At 52.6% G+C, this 21380-nt stretch carries 19 protein-coding genes; 8 read left to right on the forward strand and 11 right to left on the reverse strand.

All coding sequences use genetic code 11. From position 1 onward, the window contains the following. The first annotated feature begins 155 nt into the window (after positions 1-155). Positions 156-608 (forward strand): DinB family protein, encoded by a 453-nt coding sequence (locus tag JSS75_10010; protein ID MBS1904028.1) that lies wholly within the window; start codon positions 156-158, stop codon positions 606-608. Between the two features lie 92 nt (positions 609-700). On the opposite strand, the gene JSS75_10015 is transcribed toward JSS75_10010, so the two are convergent. Further along, positions 701-1564, reverse strand: a complete 864-nt coding sequence (locus JSS75_10015; protein MBS1904029.1) for a T9SS type A sorting domain-containing protein — start codon at positions 1562-1564, stop codon at positions 701-703. A gap of 263 nt (positions 1565-1827) precedes the next feature. Between JSS75_10015 and msrA the strand changes: the two genes are divergently transcribed. Beyond that, the gene (msrA, locus tag JSS75_10020) at positions 1828-2304 is read left to right on the forward strand and encodes a peptide-methionine (S)-S-oxide reductase MsrA (GenBank protein ID MBS1904030.1); all 477 of its coding nucleotides are present in this window, start codon (positions 1828-1830) and stop codon (positions 2302-2304) included. An 18-nt stretch (positions 2305-2322) separates the two neighbouring features. On the opposite strand, the gene JSS75_10025 is transcribed toward msrA, so the two are convergent. Both JSS75_10025 and JSS75_10030 read right to left on the reverse strand, forming a co-directional pair. Further along, on the reverse strand, positions 2323-4164 hold the full coding sequence (locus JSS75_10025) for an aryl-sulfate sulfotransferase (protein ID MBS1904031.1): 1842 nt from the start codon (positions 4162-4164) through the stop codon (positions 2323-2325). A gap of 202 nt (positions 4165-4366) precedes the next feature. Further along, positions 4367-6208: an aryl-sulfate sulfotransferase gene (locus JSS75_10030; protein MBS1904032.1), complete on the reverse strand. Its 1842-nt coding sequence runs from the start codon at positions 6206-6208 to the stop codon at positions 4367-4369. 118 nt (positions 6209-6326) lie between these two features. Here JSS75_10030 and bstA point away from each other — a divergent pair, with 118 nt between their 5' ends. Continuing rightward, a complete protein-coding gene (bstA, locus tag JSS75_10035) occupies positions 6327-6863 on the forward strand; it encodes a bacillithiol transferase BstA (GenBank protein MBS1904033.1) in 537 nt (178 codons plus the stop codon). Here bstA and JSS75_10040 read toward each other — a convergent pair whose 3' ends face one another. The 4 genes from JSS75_10040 to JSS75_10055 form a co-directional block, all read right to left on the reverse strand. Further along, positions 6864-8687 carry an aryl-sulfate sulfotransferase gene (locus tag JSS75_10040; protein MBS1904034.1) on the reverse strand — a complete coding sequence of 608 codons (1824 nt, stop codon included), beginning with the start codon at positions 8685-8687 and terminating at the stop codon, positions 6864-6866. It abuts the gene before it with no gap. A 216-nt stretch (positions 8688-8903) separates the two neighbouring features. Then, a complete protein-coding gene (locus JSS75_10045) occupies positions 8904-9311 on the reverse strand; it encodes a hypothetical protein (protein MBS1904035.1) in 408 nt (135 codons plus the stop codon). 185 nt (positions 9312-9496) lie between these two features. After that, positions 9497-10333 (reverse strand): DUF4292 domain-containing protein, encoded by an 837-nt coding sequence (locus JSS75_10050; protein MBS1904036.1) that lies wholly within the window; start codon positions 10331-10333, stop codon positions 9497-9499. Between the two features lie 78 nt (positions 10334-10411). Then, entirely contained in the window at positions 10412-11143 is a 732-nt protein-coding gene (locus JSS75_10055) for a M15 family metallopeptidase (GenBank protein ID MBS1904037.1), read from the reverse strand. 64 nt (positions 11144-11207) lie between these two features. Here JSS75_10055 and JSS75_10060 point away from each other — a divergent pair, with 64 nt between their 5' ends. After that, the gene (locus JSS75_10060; GenBank protein MBS1904038.1) at positions 11208-12251 is read left to right on the forward strand and encodes a PA0069 family radical SAM protein; all 1044 of its coding nucleotides are present in this window, start codon (positions 11208-11210) and stop codon (positions 12249-12251) included. A 186-nt stretch (positions 12252-12437) separates the two neighbouring features. Here the strand turns inward: JSS75_10060 and JSS75_10065 are convergent, their stop codons facing one another. Continuing rightward, on the reverse strand, positions 12438-12956 hold the full coding sequence (locus tag JSS75_10065; protein ID MBS1904039.1) for a T9SS type A sorting domain-containing protein: 519 nt from the start codon (positions 12954-12956) through the stop codon (positions 12438-12440). A gap of 587 nt (positions 12957-13543) precedes the next feature. Here JSS75_10065 and JSS75_10070 point away from each other — a divergent pair. Both JSS75_10070 and JSS75_10075 read left to right on the forward strand, forming a co-directional pair. Further along, the gene (locus tag JSS75_10070; protein MBS1904040.1) at positions 13544-14074 is read left to right on the forward strand and encodes a hypothetical protein; all 531 of its coding nucleotides are present in this window, start codon (positions 13544-13546) and stop codon (positions 14072-14074) included. Further along, positions 14071-14487, forward strand: a complete 417-nt coding sequence (locus tag JSS75_10075; GenBank protein ID MBS1904041.1) for an acyl-CoA thioesterase — start codon at positions 14071-14073, stop codon at positions 14485-14487. Before JSS75_10070 ends, JSS75_10075 begins: the two co-directional genes overlap by 4 nt. Before the next feature lie 43 nt (positions 14488-14530). Here the strand turns inward: JSS75_10075 and JSS75_10080 are convergent, their stop codons facing one another. Then, positions 14531-15121, reverse strand: a complete 591-nt coding sequence (locus JSS75_10080; GenBank protein MBS1904042.1) for a DUF3109 family protein — start codon at positions 15119-15121, stop codon at positions 14531-14533. Positions 15122-15259: 138 nt separating this feature from the next. Beyond that, positions 15260-16627: a T9SS type A sorting domain-containing protein gene (locus JSS75_10085; protein MBS1904043.1), complete on the reverse strand. Its 1368-nt coding sequence runs from the start codon at positions 16625-16627 to the stop codon at positions 15260-15262. Positions 16628-17659: 1032 nt separating this feature from the next. Here JSS75_10085 and JSS75_10090 point away from each other — a divergent pair. Then, positions 17660-18592 (forward strand): tyrosine-type recombinase/integrase, encoded by a 933-nt coding sequence (locus JSS75_10090; GenBank protein MBS1904044.1) that lies wholly within the window; start codon positions 17660-17662, stop codon positions 18590-18592. Positions 18593-18669: 77 nt separating this feature from the next. Further along, a complete protein-coding gene (gene raiA, locus JSS75_10095) occupies positions 18670-18996 on the forward strand; it encodes a ribosome-associated translation inhibitor RaiA (protein MBS1904045.1) in 327 nt (108 codons plus the stop codon). Positions 18997-19083: 87 nt separating this feature from the next. Here raiA and JSS75_10100 read toward each other — a convergent pair whose 3' ends face one another. Further along, positions 19084-21138 (reverse strand): hypothetical protein, encoded by a 2055-nt coding sequence (locus JSS75_10100; GenBank protein MBS1904046.1) that lies wholly within the window; start codon positions 21136-21138, stop codon positions 19084-19086. Positions 21139-21380: the final 242 nt, after the last annotated feature.

The raw sequence follows: 21380 nt of genomic DNA on the forward strand, positions 1-21380 counted from the left end.
AAACTGTGAGTTTTGATAACGCAGGGACGGGTAGGGAAATTCAAACTGGGATTTGTGGGATTGATGGGACGAATCGGATGATGTTCGCAGCGTGGATAACCGCTTTGATGGTCGAACGTCTGAAACTTGAGCTTTGGTAGTCGTATCAAAATGCTATGGATCAACTTTCGTATTCTGTTTCGTACATATTGCAGAACTGCCATGCCATCTACAACCGCAATCTTGGGGGCATTTCGCATACCGATAGTATCCGGTCGTTGCCGGGCGGGGGTAATTGCATCAATTGGATCGCCGGTCACCTGGTCGTCAGCCGCGACTCGTTTCGCCGACAGCTTGGGTTGCCGCTCGTGATACCGGAATCCTTCAAGGATCTTTATAAACGCGGGTCGGAGAACATCACACCTGCAAATGCGGTGGACATCGAGGAGATCAAAGGAATGTATAATGCAAACCTGGACGGCATTATCGAAGCCCTGCCCAATGCTTCGCTACAACCAAATGCCGAACCGTACGATACGCTCCTTTTTCTTTGCTTCCATGAGTCGTATCACGTCGGCCAGTTGGGGTTGGCTCGCCGAACACTGGGCTTCGAGGGCACGATCAAATAGGGGGATCTGCACAGTACATGGGCCGGGAAAAGCGTACCCGCCGCGATCCCGGCCCATGCTGTTTGTTTGGCGCTGCATCCGCAGCGTCGCACTCACTTCACGACCAGACGCTGTGTCTCGGTGATCGTACCGGTCTGCACGCGGAGCAAGTAGACACCTGGATGCAAACTATCGACGTCAAAGGCAATCGAGATCGGTGTCCCCGCCTGGATCTGCCCTTGATAGAGTTGTTTGACCAGAATTCCCATCACATCGTAGAGCCCGACATCGATATTTGTCGACGCATCCGAGGATATCTTGAACTGTGTCGTCGCACCGGAGGCAACCGGATTCGGCGTCACGGCCGACACATCCACATCGATCAGGGGCGCAGAGATTCCGTGGTGTGTGGTCGTCGTCGTATCGTCGCCGCACGTCATGCGAACGGTTGTCAGGATCGTGATCTCGGCTCGTCCGATCTGCACGATCTCGATCGACAGATCGACCGATTGCTTCACGAGCGAATCGATCAGGTCCTTCAGCGAATCGGCCGTCACCTTCTTCAGAGAATCCGATATCGTCGTGTCATGCGACGACTTCGCAAGCCTCCATTGAGCGACGAGTGAATCGATCTTCACACTGTTACTGTCGAGCAGCGCGAGGTCGGTCTTGATAAGAGCGGCAGTATCCGATGGCAGGAGCGTTAGGAAATATGCAAAGCACGAATCGCTGAGACCGAAGGGATTATGCCCCTTCTCGAGTCCGGGCGGTACGGTTTTGACCGAATCGTCCGCGTCATGATCTCCTCTGGTCGAGTCGGACGGATTTTGATGATGGTGGGTGGAATCGCTGGGGTTTCCGTCGTCGTCGTCCTCGCGATCGTTATCACCATGCTCGTCATGGTGATGCTTGGACCACCCGAGGTGTCGACCGTGATCGTGATGGGGGTCGGCTTGGGAAGTACTGATACTCCCCATCGATAGAATCAGTAAAGCACAAAAACCAAATAGATAGAATTTTCTCATTGGAGTGATCTTGTCAGTGAGTGTACAATATCACGTCCGGGGTGGAAGTCAGGCATACTGATGAACGCACAAGGTTGCCCGGCGGTGACAAACACGCGTAAAATATATGGGCAGCCAACGAGGTTGTCGCTTCTACGACGACCAAATACTCGTAACCCTCCGGCGAGAGAACCGTACAGTAATATCCTGAAGTTACAATACCTATAGATACCACCATGACGACAGAGAAGGCAACATTTGGCGCAGGATGTTTTTGGGGAGTCGAAGCGACCTTTCGTCAGATTCCGGGCGTTCTTTCGACGCAAGTCGGTTATTGCGGCGGCAAAACAGACCATCCGACATACGAGGATGTATGCTCGGACGAGACCGGCCATGCCGAGGTCGTCGAGGTGACATACGACCCGACACGGGTTGACTATAACACCTTATTACAGGTCTTCTGGGAGAACCACAACCCTACGACGCTAAACCGCCAGGGCCCGGATATCGGCACACAATACCGCTCGGCGATCTTCTACCACAGCCCGCAACAGCAGGCTGCAGCAGAAGCATCGAAGAACGCTATGAATGCAAGCGGTAAATTCCGCAATCCGATCGTGACCGAGATCACCCCCGCCGCGGCATTCTGGCGCGCGGAGGAATACCATCAGCAGTATCTCGAAAAGCGGGGCCTCTCGAGCTGCCATATCTGAGCGCCGACACCAAGTGTTCTATCGCGTCAGCAACACGGGTGCGCTCACTGGCACACCTGTAGCCGACACGATTCGGACAAAGTATGCACCGGCGGCAAGCCCTTGCATATTTAAAGGGTTCGAATGCTCACCTGCGGATACCGTCCCTTCGAAGAGGGAGTTGAGTTTTCGACCGAGGCCATCATAGAGCGCAATATTCACTGGGCCGTCAACCGTCGTCGTGAATCGGATTTGTGCGAAATCATGAACCGGGTTCGGGGTACATTCGATGCGTGCGCCGGTCGCCATCGCTGTCTGCAATGAGATCCCGAGGTTCCCTGAATGGACGTACTCATCCGGGAATTTGTATGCCCGGTAGCTGCATACAGCGCTGTCCATCGTCAGCTCAAATACGGTGCGATTGAACGGTCCGACTTCGGTGACGGCGATGCCTCGGTTTTGCCCCCACCCGATGAGCGTATTTCCATTGTCGAGCCGTTGCACCGAGCCCATGGCAAATGTAAAGATCGGAGGGTCATGACGGAATTCCCATATCTGCTTTGCGGTCTTGGCCACAGTATCGAGCGTGTATTCGACCGCCCGACTAAACACTCCGCCGCTATTATGGTAGTCGCCATTGTCGAAGAGCAGATACGTCCCGAGCGGAGTACTACGGATACTATGCTGATGCGAGAAGCCGACCGAATCTCCGGACACCGTGAACTGATTGTTCTTCCCACCAAATCTCCAGATGATCGCACCGGTTGCCCGATCGATCTTCGTGATCTCGTCGAGATGGCGTGAGGTCAGGAGCAGATTTCCATCGTTATCAAGGTCGATACCGTTCATGTGGCAAAAGTCCACCGGCATCGGGCCGGTATTCTGCTCGTGCTCTATATCGGTGATCTTGAAGTGATCGAGTGCGCGCCATTCGAAAATGAGATTTCCGTCTTTATCGAACTCCTGAATAAGGTTATCCATGACGATCGCATTGCTATCTCCGCCTTCGACGATCGTGCGGAGGTCCATCGGTATCGGATCGACGGCGATGAGATCATAACTCCCATCGGGGTGGAAGCGAAGTTCATGCGGATCCGTCTGATATCCGTTTGCGGCAGAAAGTGTATCGAACCGAGTGTACTGAGAATCTAAGATGTAATATGTCGAGGTCGGCGCGTTAAAAAACGAATAGGTATTGTTCGGATGCGCCACAAAATCATAGACCGGCCCGAACCCCGGCTGACGCGAGAACAATACGCTTGCCTGTTTATCGAGTATCATGAGATACGGCAATGTCTGCGTGCCACCTGCGCCGATACTCGCGAGATAGAGTCTGCCATCCGACGGATCGTCGTCATTAATGACCGTCAACAATGGCAACCCCTGCACTGCTGCATCGATCCCCTGTTGCTGGACGGGCGGATGCAATAGCAGATCTGTCATCGGGTCGTCACTATGCCATGCGTGATTGAATGTGCCTTCTGCTGAGCGCACTGTAAAGCTCATTGACTGTGGGACAATCTTTCCCCCGTCGTCCGTCGGCAGTGCCATCCATCTGACAGTGACGCTTTCACCAAGTGCGAAGGGGCGATCGGGTGTAAAGATCACCGTTTTGTGGTCGGCAGAAAGCTTCAGGGCCCCTGTATAGAGACCGCCTCGTGAACCCGTGACTGTGATCGCAGCCGTATTCGTAATCGGCCCGCGAATCGCCGAAGCGAAGGATAGTCCGATCGCCGTATGTGGACTTGCGAATTTCGAACCATCCATCGGGTAGCTGCGAAGAAATGACGACGTTACCGATTGAGGGTTAGGATGAGACTGGGCCGAAGCTCCGCCCGCAACGATCAGTGCCGCAAGCAGCATTGTAAAAAAGGTGTTCATGTTCAAAACGAGTAAGAGACAACCGACACATTTGGGTAGGATGTGCCGAGAATATTATTTCAGTACTACACACACACAAGGGGAAGATAGTGCAAATTCTACTACACGATTCTCACTATAAAGGTTTACAGATTTCATCCGTATACCGTGACGACCGAATTTTTATCGTAAAATGTCAGTGCCCACCAACCGTCGACTGTTGCTATTTCACAACGAGCAATTGCTGGGTCGCGACTACCGCACCGTTATACCGAAGCCGTAATTCGTACACACCATTCGCGAGTGAGCGGGCATCCAACGATACGTCTCCGGACTGGCCCACAAATTCCCGATCAAGAATATCCCCCATGCTTCGCCCGAGCGCATCGAACAAGGAAATTTGTACATGACCGGGATTTGGGAGAGCGATCGAGATGCGCGCCGTCGAACGGATCGGGTTCGGCGTACAAACGATCGATGTAGAAGCTTCCGTTTGCACAGTCGCAGCGGCAAGCGAAGAAATCTTATTATATGTAGAATCGAATTTATAGGCTCGGTAGCTATAATTGGAGCTATCGAGCACCATCTCGAATTGCGTAGCGCCAACCGGATCCACCTCCGTCACCGATGCGTCGTCGCACGCACCCCAGCCGATGAATGTATTGCCGTTCGGCAGCCGCTGAACATAGCCCATCGCGAAACCGTATAGGTCGGGATTATGCCTGAACGACCATACAAGTGTCGCCGTCTTGTTCACTGCATCAAGTTCAAATTCGGCTGCACGGCTGTACGATGGCATGTGTATCCGGAAGTTACCGTTGTCGAACATGGTGATATGTCCGTTGGGGAGCCGTCGAACTGCATGTTGATGCGAGAACGGCGTCGTATCGCCGACAAATACGAACTGATTGTGAAGCCCTCCCCAACGCCACATCAGATCGCCGGTTTGACGGTCGATTTTAGTAATCTCGTCCATGTGCCGCGAAGAGAGGATGATATTACTATCGCTATCGAACTCGATGGCGTTCGAGTGACAAAAGTCGATCGTATGTTCGGCGAGGTTCTCATGAGTGGCATCGGTGACGTTGAAATGATCAAGCGCACGCCATTGGAATACAAGGTTCTTATCCTCATCGAACTCCTGGATAACCGGACACAGCACGATGGCGGCAGTATCGCCTCCTTGATAATACCGGCTTACATCCATCGTCACGTAATCACCGGCAAGAATCAGATAATCGCCGTCCGGTGTGATCCGAAACTCGTGACCGTCGGTGACATACCCATTCGTCGCGCGGATACTATCGATCGGATTAAATGCGCTATCGAGCACATAGAATGCTTCGGCTACGGCATCAAAGTACGAATACCGACCATCTCCGAGCGGCTTGAAATCGTTGAAATAATGAGGTGTACCGTCGAATGCTGTTACGACCTGACCGTCCTTATCGAGGACAAAGCGAAACGCACCGACCTGCGAACTTACACCGAACCGATAATTCGTCATATAGACATTTCCGTCATACGGCTGCATGTCGGTCTTAACATTAAGTCCCGGCCAATCGCCGGGGACGGAAGTGAGCGGCCTCGTACTTACTCCCTTCCCGGTCGAGTGCCGCTTGTGCAGCATGCGTTCGAGAATGGGGTCATCGCTATGATATGACGAGTCCGGGACGACGGTCGCATGTGCGACAGTGAATGTAAGATCGAATGGATCGGTATGTTCCCCCTTGGTTGTCCGAAGCGTGCCGATATGAACGGTGATTCGTTCGCCGGTCCCGAACGATGCTATCGGCGAGATGATAAGGGTACGCAGATTCTTCGAAAGCTTCGTGTAAAATGCATATAGCTTCCCGTGTGGGCTGAGTACCCTGACGCTATCCTGAACGACAGAATGAAAATCGATCGAGGTAGAGTATGTGATTCCAATTGTCGTGGAAGCCGGTATGCTTGTTGATCCGGTACTGGGATAGGAATTCACAACGTGTGCCGGCGAAGCGACAACGCTCCCTGCGACAAGCAGACTACCGACGAATGCAACAAATTCGAAGTATATACGTCTCATGATCAGTACAGCTACAAGTGAATCGCAACGCGATCGTCTGCCACCATGAGACGGGCAGCAGCTACACAGGTTTAAAGAAAATTGACACCCATACAACTATTATTCTCGCTTAGTACCTATGGCCACTGATCACGTAAATCAACTTCGATATCCGATCGGACAATTTGACAAGGCGCCGAAGTATAGCCTCAACGAACGTCAGAAACACATCGAAATTCTTCGGACGCTGCCGGAGCTGATTCGTAAGTCTGTCAGCGGATTGAGGACGCCTCAACTCGATACGCCATATAGAGATGGCGGATGGCGTGTGCGGCAGGTTGTGCACCACCTCGCTGATAGTCACATGAACGGGTTTATCCGGCATCGCCTCGCGCTGACGGAAGAAGAACCGACAATCCGCCCTTATATCGAGTCGGCATGGTCAGAGCTTCCAGACGCTGAGGCCGATGTTTCGTTATCGCTGACGTTACTCGAAGGTTTGCACCAACGGTGGTCCACTATGCTGGACAGGCTCACAGCGGAGCAATTCGAGCGGACCTATATCCACCCCGAATCAGGGAAATGGACACTCGAACAAAGCGTTGCAAATTATGCCTGGCATTCGTTGCATCACGTTGCCCACATCACGTCGTTGCGCACACGAAACGGGTGGTGATTACTTCACGATCATTACCGACGAGTACTGCATCTCACCGCCGGAGCTGAGCTGGAGATAATAGCTGCCTGCAGGAATATGTCGTGCATCGATCGTAGCAGAATAGGATCCCTCACTGAGATTTTCGTGTGCGATCGATGCGACCGGCCTGCCGAGGAGATCGAATAGCGTCACGTCGATCGGTGATGTGTGTGCCACAGAAAAGCGCACTTCCGCACTCTCTCGAACGGGATTCGGATAGCATTGCATCGTACTTGATAGCGATACATCTGCTGTCTTCCGTACAGCAGACTGAAGATACCCGACAGGATACTTATACGCACGATAACTGTAATTGCCACTGTCCATCGACATTTCAAATACGGTTCGGTTGAAGGGCCCGACTTCCGTCACTGCAACATTTGCACAGGCCCCCCAGCCGATAAGCGTGTTGCCGTTCGGCAAGCGCTGTACATATCCCATCGCGTACCCGTATGTGAGTGGCTGGTGCCGAAATTCCCATACCTGCGACGCGACCTTGTTTACCTGATCGAGTTTGTATTCGACGGCTCGACTGAACGTTGCACCATGCTGGTGATAATTTCCATTATCGAACAGCGTATAGGTACCGGTCGGTACATATCGGATCGCATGCTGATGCGAAAATCCGGTCGTATCGAACCGAAACGTAAATTCGTTGTGCTTGCCGCCCCACCGCCATATGATCTCACCGGTTTGACGATTGACCTTGGTGATCTCATCCATATGGCGGCACGAGAGGAGCAGGTTACCATCGGTATCGATCTCAATCGCGTTCATATGGCAATAATCGACGATAGGGCCGGACAACGACTCGTTTTCAATATCGGTCAATTGATAGTGATCAAGCCCTCGCCACTCCCAGATAAGATTATTTCCCTTGTCGAATTCCTGCACCACATTATCGATGACGGTTGCATTACTATCCGCCCCCGGAAAGACCGGTCGCATATCCTTCTTGAAGTAGTGCAGGGCGATCACATAGTAACTGCCATCCGCATTATAGCGGAAGTCATGGCCATCCATATCATATCCGTTGGCCGCACGCAGTGTATCGGTCACATTCATGTTCGAATCGAGTACCACGAATGTCGAGGTGGGCGAATCGAAGTATGTGTATCTCCCGTTCGAATGCGGCTTGAAATCCAGGATCACATGCGAATCACTCGTTTGAGCATAGAGTATGCTCCCCTGTTTGTCGAGCACCATCCGATACGTCTCTCCCTGCGTTTGTACGAATTTGAAATTCGCCATGTACAACTTGCCGTCGGACGGATCGTCGTCGTTATCAACGGTAAGCAGCGGAAATCCCTGAGGGGTCGGGGTGAGATCGGCTGAGCGATCGTAGCGAAAACCACCCGCACGTGCACGGACGGCCATCTGCGTGATCGGATCGTCGCCGGTGTAGTTCAACTCTGTCGGTGCGCTTGCCTCTTCGGTGACAAAGTTTGTGGTGTATGCATCGGAATGGCCACTTGTCGCATATGCCAACGGACCAACGGCGAGCGTCACATGCTCATTCGTATGAAAGGGCTGTGCCGGTGTAAAGATCAGCGTCTTCGCATCCGCCGAAAGCCGGACGGACCCCGCAGAGACACGACCTCCGGCCCCTCTCACAACGATCGAACCAACATCAAGAGCCTGCTTGTCGATCGGACGCGGATATACGATTGCGATGGACGTCCGAACACTCACTTGCTGTGCACCGGCAATCGGATACACGGCACGAATTGCCGTCTGCGCTTCAGTACTGCGTCCGAAGAGTATTGCACACAATGCCAAAACGATCGATGGGAGAAAACGCATAAATGTGGTGCTATTGGGACTAGACACAGCCGTCGATACACTGTTTCAAAAAAAGACACCTGACTTGGGGGAAGACAGGGCGAACATACCTTTTATAAGACACCGCTCAGGGGCGGTTTGTAACAAAAAAAACGCGCCCCTTTCGGAGCGCGCCTTCATCATACATCATCTCTAAAGGACAGACCAATTAGTTTCGGTGTGAAAATTCTGTTTTTCTTACTTATTCTCGCCGAGTGCATTCTTCTGAGCACTTACGAGCGTCACGGTGAAATTCTTGTTGAGATCCGAAGTCTTCGCAACTTCCGGCGTCTCGACCATTTCATCCTTCGTGACGATGTTCTCGCCTTCGAGGTGTACCCAGTACTTCTTGCCGGGCTGCAGGACTACGAGGTACTTCCCGCTCTCGCTATTCGAGACGCTACCGGTGATCTCGATGGCCTTATTGCCGATCTCGCGTACACTGACACGAACCGAATGCGCCTTGCCAGTCTGATCGGCTCTGACCGTTCCGCGCAAGAGCACGACGGCCTTATTGAACTGCGCTTCGGCGTTCGAAGCGAACAGCATAACGATCATGGCCCCAACGAGTGCAAAGAGTGTCTGCTTTCCGGTTTGCGTCTTCATGTTCATGATTTTGTCTATTTTTATATTCATCTGCTGGGGCGATACTGTAATTGGTGACAAAAAGCGTGCCAAATCTATTCAATAACCGTAATTTAATATAATATCAATAATTTACAGTATATTAACAAGGCAGTATAACGAATGAACAGCTGAATCCGTGACAGAAATCGGCTAATATTTTCTAATTACTGCGGCATCTTTATTTTTACGTTCATTCCGGAGGTATTTTCTTTTGCCTGAGAGTACTCGATCTCAAGTGTCTGCAAACCGGAGGTAGCACGGATCAGTGTCGGGAGGGTAAACTGAGAATCATCGATCGTGTTGCCACTATAGTGTACATCGAGATCGGGGTGTCGAAGGTCGAGTGCGCTCAGATCGAGAATGCCATTCCATCGCTGGTAGGATACAAGTCTGATCCCCGTGCTGCTGGTGCGATAGGTCACCGCCTCGGTGCAGTTTTCACCCGGGCGACAAATGACGAGCCGGGAGCGATCGCGATCGATCGTTTGTGTCTTGGCAGCCGTGAGTTCATCTTCTGTCAGGCGGACAGGTGAAATGCCAAAGACAAGATCGTTCAGCAGCGTCAGCGAAAGCCCTTTCATCCCGGTCAGCTTCTCTAACGTCTTCGGATCCGGACGGCCTTGGTAGTGTTCGCCTTCGATCGCATTATAGAAATTAAACTCGTTCGACGAACCCAAAAACTTCGCCGCGGTGATACCGAACGGACCGCTGATGACCATGCTGAGTGAATCGCCCCCTGCATTCGCACGTTTCGAGCGTAGCGTGAACTGCCCGCTCTGCGATGACTCCCCGTCTCGCAGTGTAATCGTCCCCTCGGCGTAGAGTGTCTGACAAATGCCTGCGATTCGGCAGAGTTCGTCGTTCACGCGGCGGACATCCTCTGCTGTCGTTGGCTTCGTTTCGGCTGGGGTGTTCACCTTCGACGACGTCGTGGTAGTAGACGTACTCGTACATGCCGCCAGGGTTGCAGATAGAAGAAGAATTAGTAGTAATCTACTCATCAATACTGTTTACTCTGTTCGGGCAGGGAGAGTTTCAAACACAGTTCTGTAATGAAACTGCAGGATGTCTATCACATGCTACCTCACCACACGATACCGCTCGTGCGCCGTTTTCTCATGCAACGCTTCGTAGTGCCACCACTCGCTCTGGAGCTGGATGAAGCCCGCACGCTGCATGATCCGGCGCAGCAACAATCGATTGGCATATTGTGCCGGCGTAAGCTTCTTGCTCCTGAGATTCTCCGATTCAAACCGAGGCGAAGCAAGCGGCGTAAATGCGTCGAAGCCGGTCCCCATATCGAGTTGGTTTCCCTGCTCGTCGGCGAGCGTGAGGTCGAGCGCTAACCCAAGCGAATGAAGCGACACGCATTTCGGGTACGCAACATATTTCGAGCGCGGTGTCCCCTTCACCGCCTGCCAGAGCTTTTCCTGAACGTACTGCGGACGATACGCATCGAAAATCACAAATTCCCACCCAGGATGTTCCGATCGAAGTATCTCACAGGCTTTCTCGAATTTCTGATATGCAATTTCTCGGACGATGCACGCAGCAGAGGTGTCGAGTATTCGTCCGCAGAAGTTATTTGACGATGCATACCGCTTATCGATCTTGACGTTCGATAACGCTGAAAGATCATCGAAACCAGCGGGTGGTGGTGCCTTCGCGATCGTCGGCGCCGGCGTTCGCTCGACACGCACCGCTCCGGCATTATGAAGACGGATCGGAAGCCCGAGCACGAATACAGCAGCCGCCACGCAAGCGGCGACACGCACTACCGAAGGGGTGGGATCGTAGAACTGTGGCTCCACGGCGACCTAACACCGGCGACGAGCGAGAAAGTGCGCCGGGATTGTTATATTGTATGACACGACCATGAGCACCACCCGCGGCACATCGCTGAACTTGCCCAACCGTTTCGATGCCCAGCGCCTCGAGGCGTTCGACGATGGCTGGGATCAGCCCGAGCCGGAATTTCCTCTGCCGCAGGTCCCGACAGAGTTCTACGAGGACCGCTCGAAGTCGATCATCTCGACCAACGACAGCCCGGACGTTCCGATGGAAGCATCGATCAACCCATACCGCGGCTGCGAACATGGATGCGCGTATTGCTATGCTCGGCCGTCTCATGAATATCTCGGCTTCAACTCCGCCATCGATTTCGAGTCCAAGATTATGGTCAAGAAGCAAGCGGCCGAATTGCTGCGCGCACGATTCGAAAAGAACTGGAAGCCGCAAACGATCATGCTCTCCGGCAATACGGATTGCTATCAGCCTGCCGAGCGGCATTTCAAGATCACGCGAAGTCTGCTCGAAGTCCTACTCGAGTTTCGCAACCCGGTGGCCATCGTTACGAAGAACGCGCTTGTTACGCGCGACATCGATATCCTCTCGGAGCTGGCAACACTCGGTCTCGTACACGTCGTGCTCTCGGTCACGACACTCGACCTCGAACTCTCGCGTCAGCTCGAACCGAGGACTGCGACCCCAGAGCGGAAACTTGCGGCGATAAAGAAACTCACGGAGGCGGGCATTCCCGTCGGTGTTCTCAACGCACCGATCATCCCTGGTCTCAACGATCTCGAAATGCCCCGCATCCTTGAAGCTGCGAAGGCAAACGGCGCATCGATGGCAAGCTACCAGATTGTGAGGCTCTCATATGGCTTGCGAGATATCTTCAAAGACTGGCTCGAACAGCATCGTCCGCTCGAAGCCGCGAAGGTTCTTAAGCGGATCGAGATGGTCAGAGGAGGTGCACTCACCGACTCACGCTTCGGCGCGCGAATGAACGGCGAAGGTGCGTATGCTGATTACATCAAGCAGCAGTTCAGAGTGCATGTCACGAAGTATGGGCTTAACTGTGACATACCGGAGTTGCGGACCGACCTCTTCAGGATCCCAGGGACACTGTTCGGATAAGTACTATTACGTCATTCTGAGCGAAGCGAAGAATCCCTTCAGGCTGGCCGAGCATGCCGAGTTCACCGAAAGGGATTCTTCGCTTCGCTCAAAATGACAGTTGTTTAAAATAAAACACCCGCTCGAATTGAGCGGGTGTGTCAGAAGAGTTATGATACTCTCGTCGAAATACCTTCTCTGGGCGGATTATTTCGTGAGAACCATCTTGCGCGTCTTGACGAAGTTTCCAGCTTCAAGACGGTAGATATAGGTCCCCGACGGAATGTTCTCCGCTTGGAATACGTATTCGTACTTTCCAGCGCCCATCGACTCGGCATTGATCGGTCGCGCTACTTCCTCACCAAGGAGGTTCATGATCTTGAGCGTCACTTTCTGAGGCTCAGCGATCGAGAAGCGGATCGTCGTTGACGGGTTGAATGGGTTCGGGAAGTTCTGCTCGAGATCGTAACCATCCGGGCCTGCAATCGGAGTCACATCGCTGGTGAGGTTCATGGAATGCCAGAAACCTTGGCCAACAGCGTATTGCGAACCCGAGACCAGACCGATGACCGGCTGACCGATAGTCCCATTCATAGAATAGGTACTGTTCGATGCAGGGCCACCGCCCGAACCGATCACGCTCGACTGGATCGAGTATTGCGCGAAAGCGCTTGCGGCGCTCAACGCAATACAGGCTCCTGCGATCAGTAATCCTCGAATGTTCATTCTTTAGTTTTCCCTTCGAATTAGTGTTTCGTCGAGAGAGAGTTCACTCAAATATACAAACTTCCCGTGCCTATTGTTTCAATTTCTGGAAAATAGATTGACAAATATGACGTTTACGGGGATTCCAGCCCATTTTCAGGGGTGCCCGCCGACCCACGAATAATGAAAAGCCCGAAGAATAATATGGAGGTCCCCCCTAAAAACAGTAGGACGAACTCTTAGTCCGTCCCCCGAATTCGCAACGCGAATGAGCATACCCCCACTCACCCGTCGTTCCGCCTCCTCCTCTCACACCCTACCTTATCGAAAACAAACTATAAGCATGCGTCAAAAAAAAATTGCGTACGATCCCACAGAGCGACCCGAAACTTATTCTATCAACGCACGTTAGTATGACTCCAATGCGATCACGCAATCATATCGCGAATTGTATGTACACGAAGTGGGCATGTTGTTGCATGCACCCAGTCTTCGGCGAATGCGGTATGATCATTTTGTAGTCTAATTCCATCGACACAATTTTCCAGATCAAGCCCTTCGCCAGCCGCGAAGGGCTTTTTGTTTTTATGCCTACTGAACCAACCACCATGACCAACCTGCGTACGACAACAGCACTTCCCCCGCTGCCGCGCGAACTGGCGATCAAGCCTGCGCGCGTCGAGTGGTTCTTTTCGCTCACGCTCGACTGGCTCTTTCCGGAACGTCTCGGCGAACCGTTCGAGCCGCGTCTGTTTGCGATGCGCATGCAGCGGCTGCGCTCCGATCTCGAGTCCATGCTCGGAGTCATCGGGTACAGCGAATCCGACGCCCGCCGCGTGAGCGCGATTTTCTTCGAAGGGATTGAGGAGCTACGGCACGCTCTCCGTCGCGATGCCGTACGTATTGTCGCCGACGACCCGACCCAGGGATCGCTCGCCGGAGTGCTGCGCCATTCACAGGTGTTTCGTGTACGGGCCGCCGACACGATCGCTCACGAACTTGCGAAACTGCATGTTCCGATCCTGCCATTCGTCATTGCTCGCCGGACCGAACGACGCACAGGTCTGCCTGTGGCATTCGGGAGGGATGTACAACCTGCATCGAACACTACTTCACCCTCTGTCATCGAAACGTTATGAAGAAGTTACTCAACATGAAGATCTGTATGGGCAAGGACATCGGCATTCATGGCAACATGTTTGGCGGCATCCTCATGGCCTGGATCGACGAGGCCGCTGCAGCATTCGCTACTGAATACTGTTCCACTCCGAACATGGTGACGCTGCGCGTCGGTGAACTCCTGTTCAAGAAACCGCTCAAAGCCGGTTCGCACGTGCGTATTTACGGCGAGGTCTCGCGTCTCGGGACGACATCGATCACACTACAGATCGAAGTGAACCGCTATAATCTCTATAGCGGCGAGGAGACTTCCGTATGCAGCACGTCGATGGTATTCGTGCGAATTGACGATGAGGGTAACCCAACCCCCATTGGGGAAAGTGTTAGACGGAGGCATGAGGAGTTGGGTACCGCGACATTAACTACCGAATAGGATTCGCTGACTGCAAATGACCGGGCACTGACTACAGTCGGTGCTACGTATTTTGCAACCGCTTTTTCAACGCCTCGTACCGTTCATCCCCCAAGGCCCGCACGAGTGGTGTCTTTAGGTAATCGAGCAAATTCGTATGCGTTGCGGCTCCTTGCTTGCGGCCGCCTTCACATTCTGCTTCTTCAACGTAGCACATGTAATACTCGCCCTCCTCTTGCTCGGGATAGATTCGGATGGGAAACAAGTGGCAGGAGATCGGCTTCGGATAATCCTTCACTTCGCCGTTGAAGTATGCCGTCTGGATGGCACACTGGGCGATGTCGCCGGTCCAGTGAACGAAGACGCACTCGTTGTGCCCGACGGTCGTGATGGTGAACGTGCCGTCGATGTTTCGTTGCCAGAGTCCCTTCTCGGCGATCGTCTCTAATGCAACATCGGGCAGGCGGTGCTTCACAAGCGGAAAGACGCTCTCGACGATCTCGATCTCCTGCTCAAGGATCGGCGCGCCGAGTCCGCCGGGCATGGTGCAACAGGCGCCTTTGCAGACGTTGAGGTCGCAGGCGAACTCCGTCGTTGCAATATCGGTATCGACGGCGAGGATCGCGTTGTCAGGATAGATCGGAAGTTGAAGCAATGAGTTGGTTGCTGGTTAGTCGTTGATAGCAGAAGGAGAATGGGGGCAAATAAGGTTTCCTAAGAATTGAGATCATAGACGAAAGCGACAAACCTCGTCACAGGAATACCGATCGGGAGAGGAGGATCACATGAAGAACTATCGGACAATGATTTTCCCAGCGCAACATTCGAGCTCGTAGTACTGAAGCAGTACCTCGTATACTCCAGCCGGCATTTGACTTACATCTAGATCTGCGGTGCCTTCAGCCGAAAGCACTCCCTGGGCAACTTCTCGGCCAAGAATGTCGAATACATGATAGGGGTTTGAGCGATCGATCGATGAGATATGCACCATCCGGTCCGCCGGATTCGGATAGACATAAGTATAGTATTGAATCTTTTCAACAACATCAACGTGCGATAATACAGAACTGCTTCGCGCCAAGATCGAGAAGCTGTGATTCGTAACAGGACTAAAACTGGCCACGAGATGTTCGTCACCTGTCATTGTCAACCCCCAACATGAGAAGGGTGTGTAGCTCGTATCGATGACGATCGTATCGCATCGCCAGGACGCTCCTCGATCGGTACTCACGAGCAGATTATGATTACTAAACCCGCCGGCGTATATCGTGTCGCGGTCGAGGTCCGTTGTCATCGTAACATCGTTTATCTTGATCGTTGGAAAGACGAATGGTTGTTCCCAACTCTTTCCACCATCAGTCGAACGCATGATCATTCCGTATCCTCCGCTCGGATCGACGGTATCGCTCGGCCAATGCCTCCCATAGGCCAAGATAGTGTCACCCGCGGTAAAGGTACAATTCACAAGGTCGTTATAGTATTTAGGGTCCGATACCGAATCGAATATTAATGCCGTCGAATCGACCGTTTGAAAATTGTCGTAGGTCGTGTATATTTGCCCTCTGCCATACCGGAAAAAACGGAATTCACCATGACCAAACGATCGGCAGGAGCACAAATTGTAATATCCGGGCTTGGTTCGATCGGTCCATGTGTTTCCGCCATCAGTGGTCGTAAAGATCTCGCTGTCGAGCTCTATCCCAACGACAATCCCGGTCAATGAATCGGAAAAGTCAATATCGGCAAGCTGATGCTGCACCGGGAACGGCATCAGCTTCCAACTTTGCCCGCCGTCGGTTGTTTTCACCACGAACCCATTGTCGGCAATGCCGACGGCACAGAGGGGGTCGACTTGCTGGACCTTTGTGAACCCAAAATTTGTGAGCCACATAGGATATTGGATGTCGAACGACTGTTCTTTCCACGACGCGCCCCCATCCTCGCTTCGGAACATTGTCAGCCGTTTGTCTACATACTGGTTCGGGTCCGTCGTCACAATGGCCGCTGCCGTACAAATATTTCCTTTGCAGGAAACCGAGGTAAAGCACACAAGCGAGTCGAGATGACCGCTCGGGGAAACCCACGAATCAGTATGCGTAACATGCCATAGGAGTTGCGCTCTGGCAATTGGTGTACCATTCAAGAAAGTCAGTGCCAACACACAAGTGGCAAGACTTCCAAACACAAATCGTCGGACTGCTGATTTAGTCACACCCTTGCAGAAAACATGTATCATACGAGTATCCCCATGGTCCTGTCCATGTCTGTCCAACAGTGGTCACACCCCAATCCGAGAAGGCCGGACAGTCGGCAGTATTGATCATATTTGTTGAACAATTCGACAATATGAGATGGCCGGAATTATCGTGACAAATATCGCAAGTCCGTTGACAGTACCCTTCCCCAGCGCACATCCTGCACTCGGGATAGGTTGAACCGTCCTGAACGAGTACAACCTTTATGCACTGTCCAGTAAAAATCGAAACCGTTGTGATTACTTGTTCCGAACACGGTCGACCGCCGGCTAACGTAGTATAAATATCTTGGCGTACATCGTCGAGCAAGTCCAACCAATTGATACTATTGCAACTTGAATTCCAATGGGCAGGATCAGGTGCATAATCTTCAATGTAGTATTGCTGCACCCCACTGACTATTCGATAGCAATAGTGATAAGTGACCCAACAACTTGTGCCAGGAATTACAAGCGTGGCCACATTTGGCCCACCCCACGTCACCCCGGTGGGTGCGATATCAGTCGGGCACTGAGCACTCGCGCTCCTGCCTATGCACAAGGTGAACACAAGAACAAAGACGGAAACCAAACGATCTACAGAACTGAAAAACCTTACATAAGCAGTCGCTGAGTGTTTGAGTGTTTGAGTGTTTGAGTGTATGAAGATTTATTCATATGCTTGATGAGGTGTTGATGAACAGTTGCCATGGAAGTAATCAGTATCTTGACTGGCAATAGTCAAGACTCTTCATCTCTTATTCTTGGAACAAATTCCTGGAACAGCAAAACAGTTCCGAATCATGGACGCTAATATTCGCAACCTTATTGGACTAGTGAGCATGGCCCATAGGAACGTCACCGTTCGTTCATACGCCAAATCATCAATGTCATGCAAGTGTAGTTTTTGTCTGAATATCTTGAATCAATTCCCTCCGAATATCCTTATACAATAGCAATATGGCATCTCGCTATTCCACCACATTTGCCGGCTGGCTAGAGCAGTTTCTCGATCATATCGCACATGAACGAGGGGCCAGCGAACTGACCCTTGGCACGTATCGCGCCGACCTTGAAGAATTTTCCCGGATCGTAGAGAACGAAGAGCTCGAACTCTCGGGCACGCATGCTGACCTGCAGGTTATCCGAGCCTACCTGGCGGTGCTCGCCGAACAGGAGTCGCGAACGGGCAAACCGATCGCCCGCGCATCGATCTCACGCAAGCTCTCGACGCTTCGTTCGATGATCCGCTTTCTCGTTAATCGAGGCATCTTCGAATTCAATGCTGCCCGCCTGGTCAAAACACCGAAGGGCGAACGTAGGCTGCCGACGGTGGTCAGCGAACGTGCTGCCGATGCGGCGCTCGGTGCACCGGATCTTTCCACACCGGAAGGAAATCGCGATGCCGCGATCCTCGAACTTCTCTATTCCAGCGGTCTGCGGCGTGCGGAGCTTGCTGGCATAGATATTGCTGATATCGATCTCAAGAAGAGAACCGTGAGGGTCATGGGAAAAGGCCACAAAGTTCGGATCGTCCCGGTCGGCACCAAGGCCGCCGCCGCGATCGAACGATATCTCGGACACAGAAACGAGTTCGGCGACACACGCGACCCATCTGCCTTGTTTCTGCTTGCCGACGGTCGTCGGCTCTCGCCAGGGATGGTATATCACATCGTACGCAAGTATTTCAAGGGCAACGAGCTTTCGCGCTCGCATCCGCACATGCTCCGTCACTCCTGCGCCACACATTTGCTCGATCACGGCGCCGAGATCCGCGCCGTACAGGAAGTGCTCGGCCACGCCTCGCTCCGCACGACGCAGCGATATACCCATCTCACTGTCGATCGGCTGAAGAGCGCATACGATAGTGCTCATCCGAGAAGTGGCAAGTGAATCATTTTAGGGTCCCGAGCCGTAGGCAAAGGACCAACTATTACAATTCGATCTTACTATACAAAGGAGATAGTAACATGAAGATCCAAATATCGAACAGACACGAGACCGCTCATCCGCAGATCAAGACGATGATCGAACAAGAGCTCGAGAGCCTTGCAACCCGCTATGACATCATCCTCGGTGCCGATGTCATACTGGACCACGAGGGCAAAAACGGAGCAACGACAATGTCCGCAGAAATCAATCTGAAAATCAAGGGCCAGTTACTCACCGCATCGGAGAAATCGGAGAAAATAGAAAAATCGATCGATCTCGCCGTGCGCTCGCTCGAAAAGCAGCTCAAGCGTCACAAAGAAACACATTATTCCAGTCAGGACCGAAGCTTTACGCCGAAAGTGTGATCGGGCTCGACGCCACAACCAATCAGTATTACAACGAACAGCCCCGCATGGGGCTGTTCTATTTACAGAACCTATCAACTCAGTATCCTACCGAACGATCGTGATCCCGGCGCTTGCGTCGATCACCGATGATACCACTCGCAGACGATACGCACCCGGCGCGATCATATTGACATCGATCTCGCACGGATGCGATGCCGTTACTTCGGTCTCCTTCGAGAGGACGGTCTTCCCAAGCTGATCGACTAACTCAATACGCACCTCGCCGATCGAACGATCCGAGATCAGCATGACCGATGTTGCCGCGGGGTTCGGTGTAATACTCAGTTTTGGCGGCTTGCCGGTGAGCAGATAGTTCGACAAAATGAATGCGCCGCATTGCGTCGGGAGTGTTACGTTCACTGCATACGGGTGCGGGCCCGCATACAAATACTCACAAGGCAGCGGAGATTGCACTACCTGCAGTGAATCGAAAAATACGTTGCCGGAACCACGTGGGTCGTACATCACCGTAAACTCGGCATATCCGAGGATCACACCCGAGGTTACATTCGACAGATGCAGTTTCGATCGGCCTGTCCATTGTTCGCCCGCAATATCGAGCGGTGAACCGGTGACAGAGAATGAACCAAGATATTGAAGCACCGGATCGTAGCGGAGCACGAGTTCAACTTCGCGTTGAGATGTAATGCCCGCAAGCGTTATCGGCACGTAGACGGTCCCGCCGATGGTGTCGTTTGTCTGATCGACCGAGCTCACACTAAATGGCGCCGAGGGCTTCACACCGCCGAGCAGTTGCACCGTATCGAACGAACCATCGGATAGGTGGAGAACCATCTGGGTCGCCGAACCGCCCGCGACCGGATTAAGCGTGACCAGCACCGAATCGCCGGATGTTGTCGCGGCGGAGTAAGCCGAGGAGTCCTGAAAGGTCATTTGTGAAATGGTCGGTTGTGTACAGCCATACCCACGGAAGTGCAGAACACGTTGTAACGGTTGGTCGCACTGCAAGATCGAGTCGCCGATGAACAGGCTGTCTTCGGTCAGAACAATGCCGCCCGCTCTGCCTGTCTGCGGAAATGGGAGTGAATCCCCGCCACTATTGAACGTCCCCCATACCGATCCGTCAGTACTATCGACGGCAAACACGATATTGTCATTTGCAGCGACGACATAGCGAGTATCCCAATGACTGCCCGGTCCGCCAATGGACTTCCAGGTGACCCCGTGATCCAGCGATCGGAGTACTCCTCGAAGACTGGTCTGCGCATAGAGCGCATTCTGCGATGCAGAAATGCTGCCGCAGAGCATCAACTGTTGTACTGTAAACTTCCTCTGCCAGGTAACGCCCTGATCGCTCGTGGTAAAGATGCATGCAGAATCTCCATTCGGAAAATTCGACCATACGCCCGATTCGTTGATGAGGCATATCCGTTTCGGATCGCAAGAATCTGCCGCAAACGAATAGCAATCGACATAAGTAGAAGTCGGTGCTGCCGTCCATGTCGCACCTCGATCGTTCGACACGACAAGTTGGTTGTAACTCGCTGCAGAAGGAACGGTGAGAACCGACGGATCCTCCATGATCATATAACAGGTAGAACCTTGTGCCCAACGACCGTAGATGATCGGGTGGTTAACCCCGACATTCGTATTCGTCCATGTCAGTCCGCCGTCTCGTGATATATAGAGCCCACTGCTCCCCATCGGGGCCGCGATCTCGTTGGCAGAGCCAAGAAAGAATGCTGTATACACCCCGTCGGCAGATTGTTTCGGGATCGGGGCATGTATCCATGTGATGCCACCATCGTGGGTGACATAGACATCCTGTCCGCTTGCGATGACGCAATCAACCGCACTGAACAAATCAATATCGCCTACCCCGCCCCAAACCGGTACAACCGGGGTACGTTTGGTCCACGTCTTCCCAAGGTCGGATGAAACGAACAAATCATAGATGCCAACCCACAGGTTTCCGTCCTTGAAGGCCATCGCCCCGCCGGGATATATCTGCGGAAAACCGAATCCCGGATCAAGCAAGCCCGGAGCGAGATTACGCCACTGCGCAGTTCCGCTGCCTGCGAACAGCAATATCAGCGCGAGGATCGGGAACAACCGTACCGTATGCAGAGGCCTTGTCATCGGATCATTTGTTCAACGTAACTACTACTTCTTGCCCACGGGTAAAAATACACACTTATAGATACACAGTCCTAATGAAAAACAATTCACCATCTGCATCGTGCGCTTTGCAAGACGACTTCCTGTCCACGCATCGAAATACCCTTCGACTCGGCAAACAATCATCGTGGCACGCTTTATGTGTGCTGCACTCCCATCATAAATAACTATTCATCGAACATGCACACAACTTTGCACGCACT

Source organism: Bacteroidota bacterium (assembly GCA_018266755.1).
Taxonomy (GTDB): Bacteria; Bacteroidota; Ignavibacteria; order Palsa-1295; family Palsa-1295; genus JAFDZW01.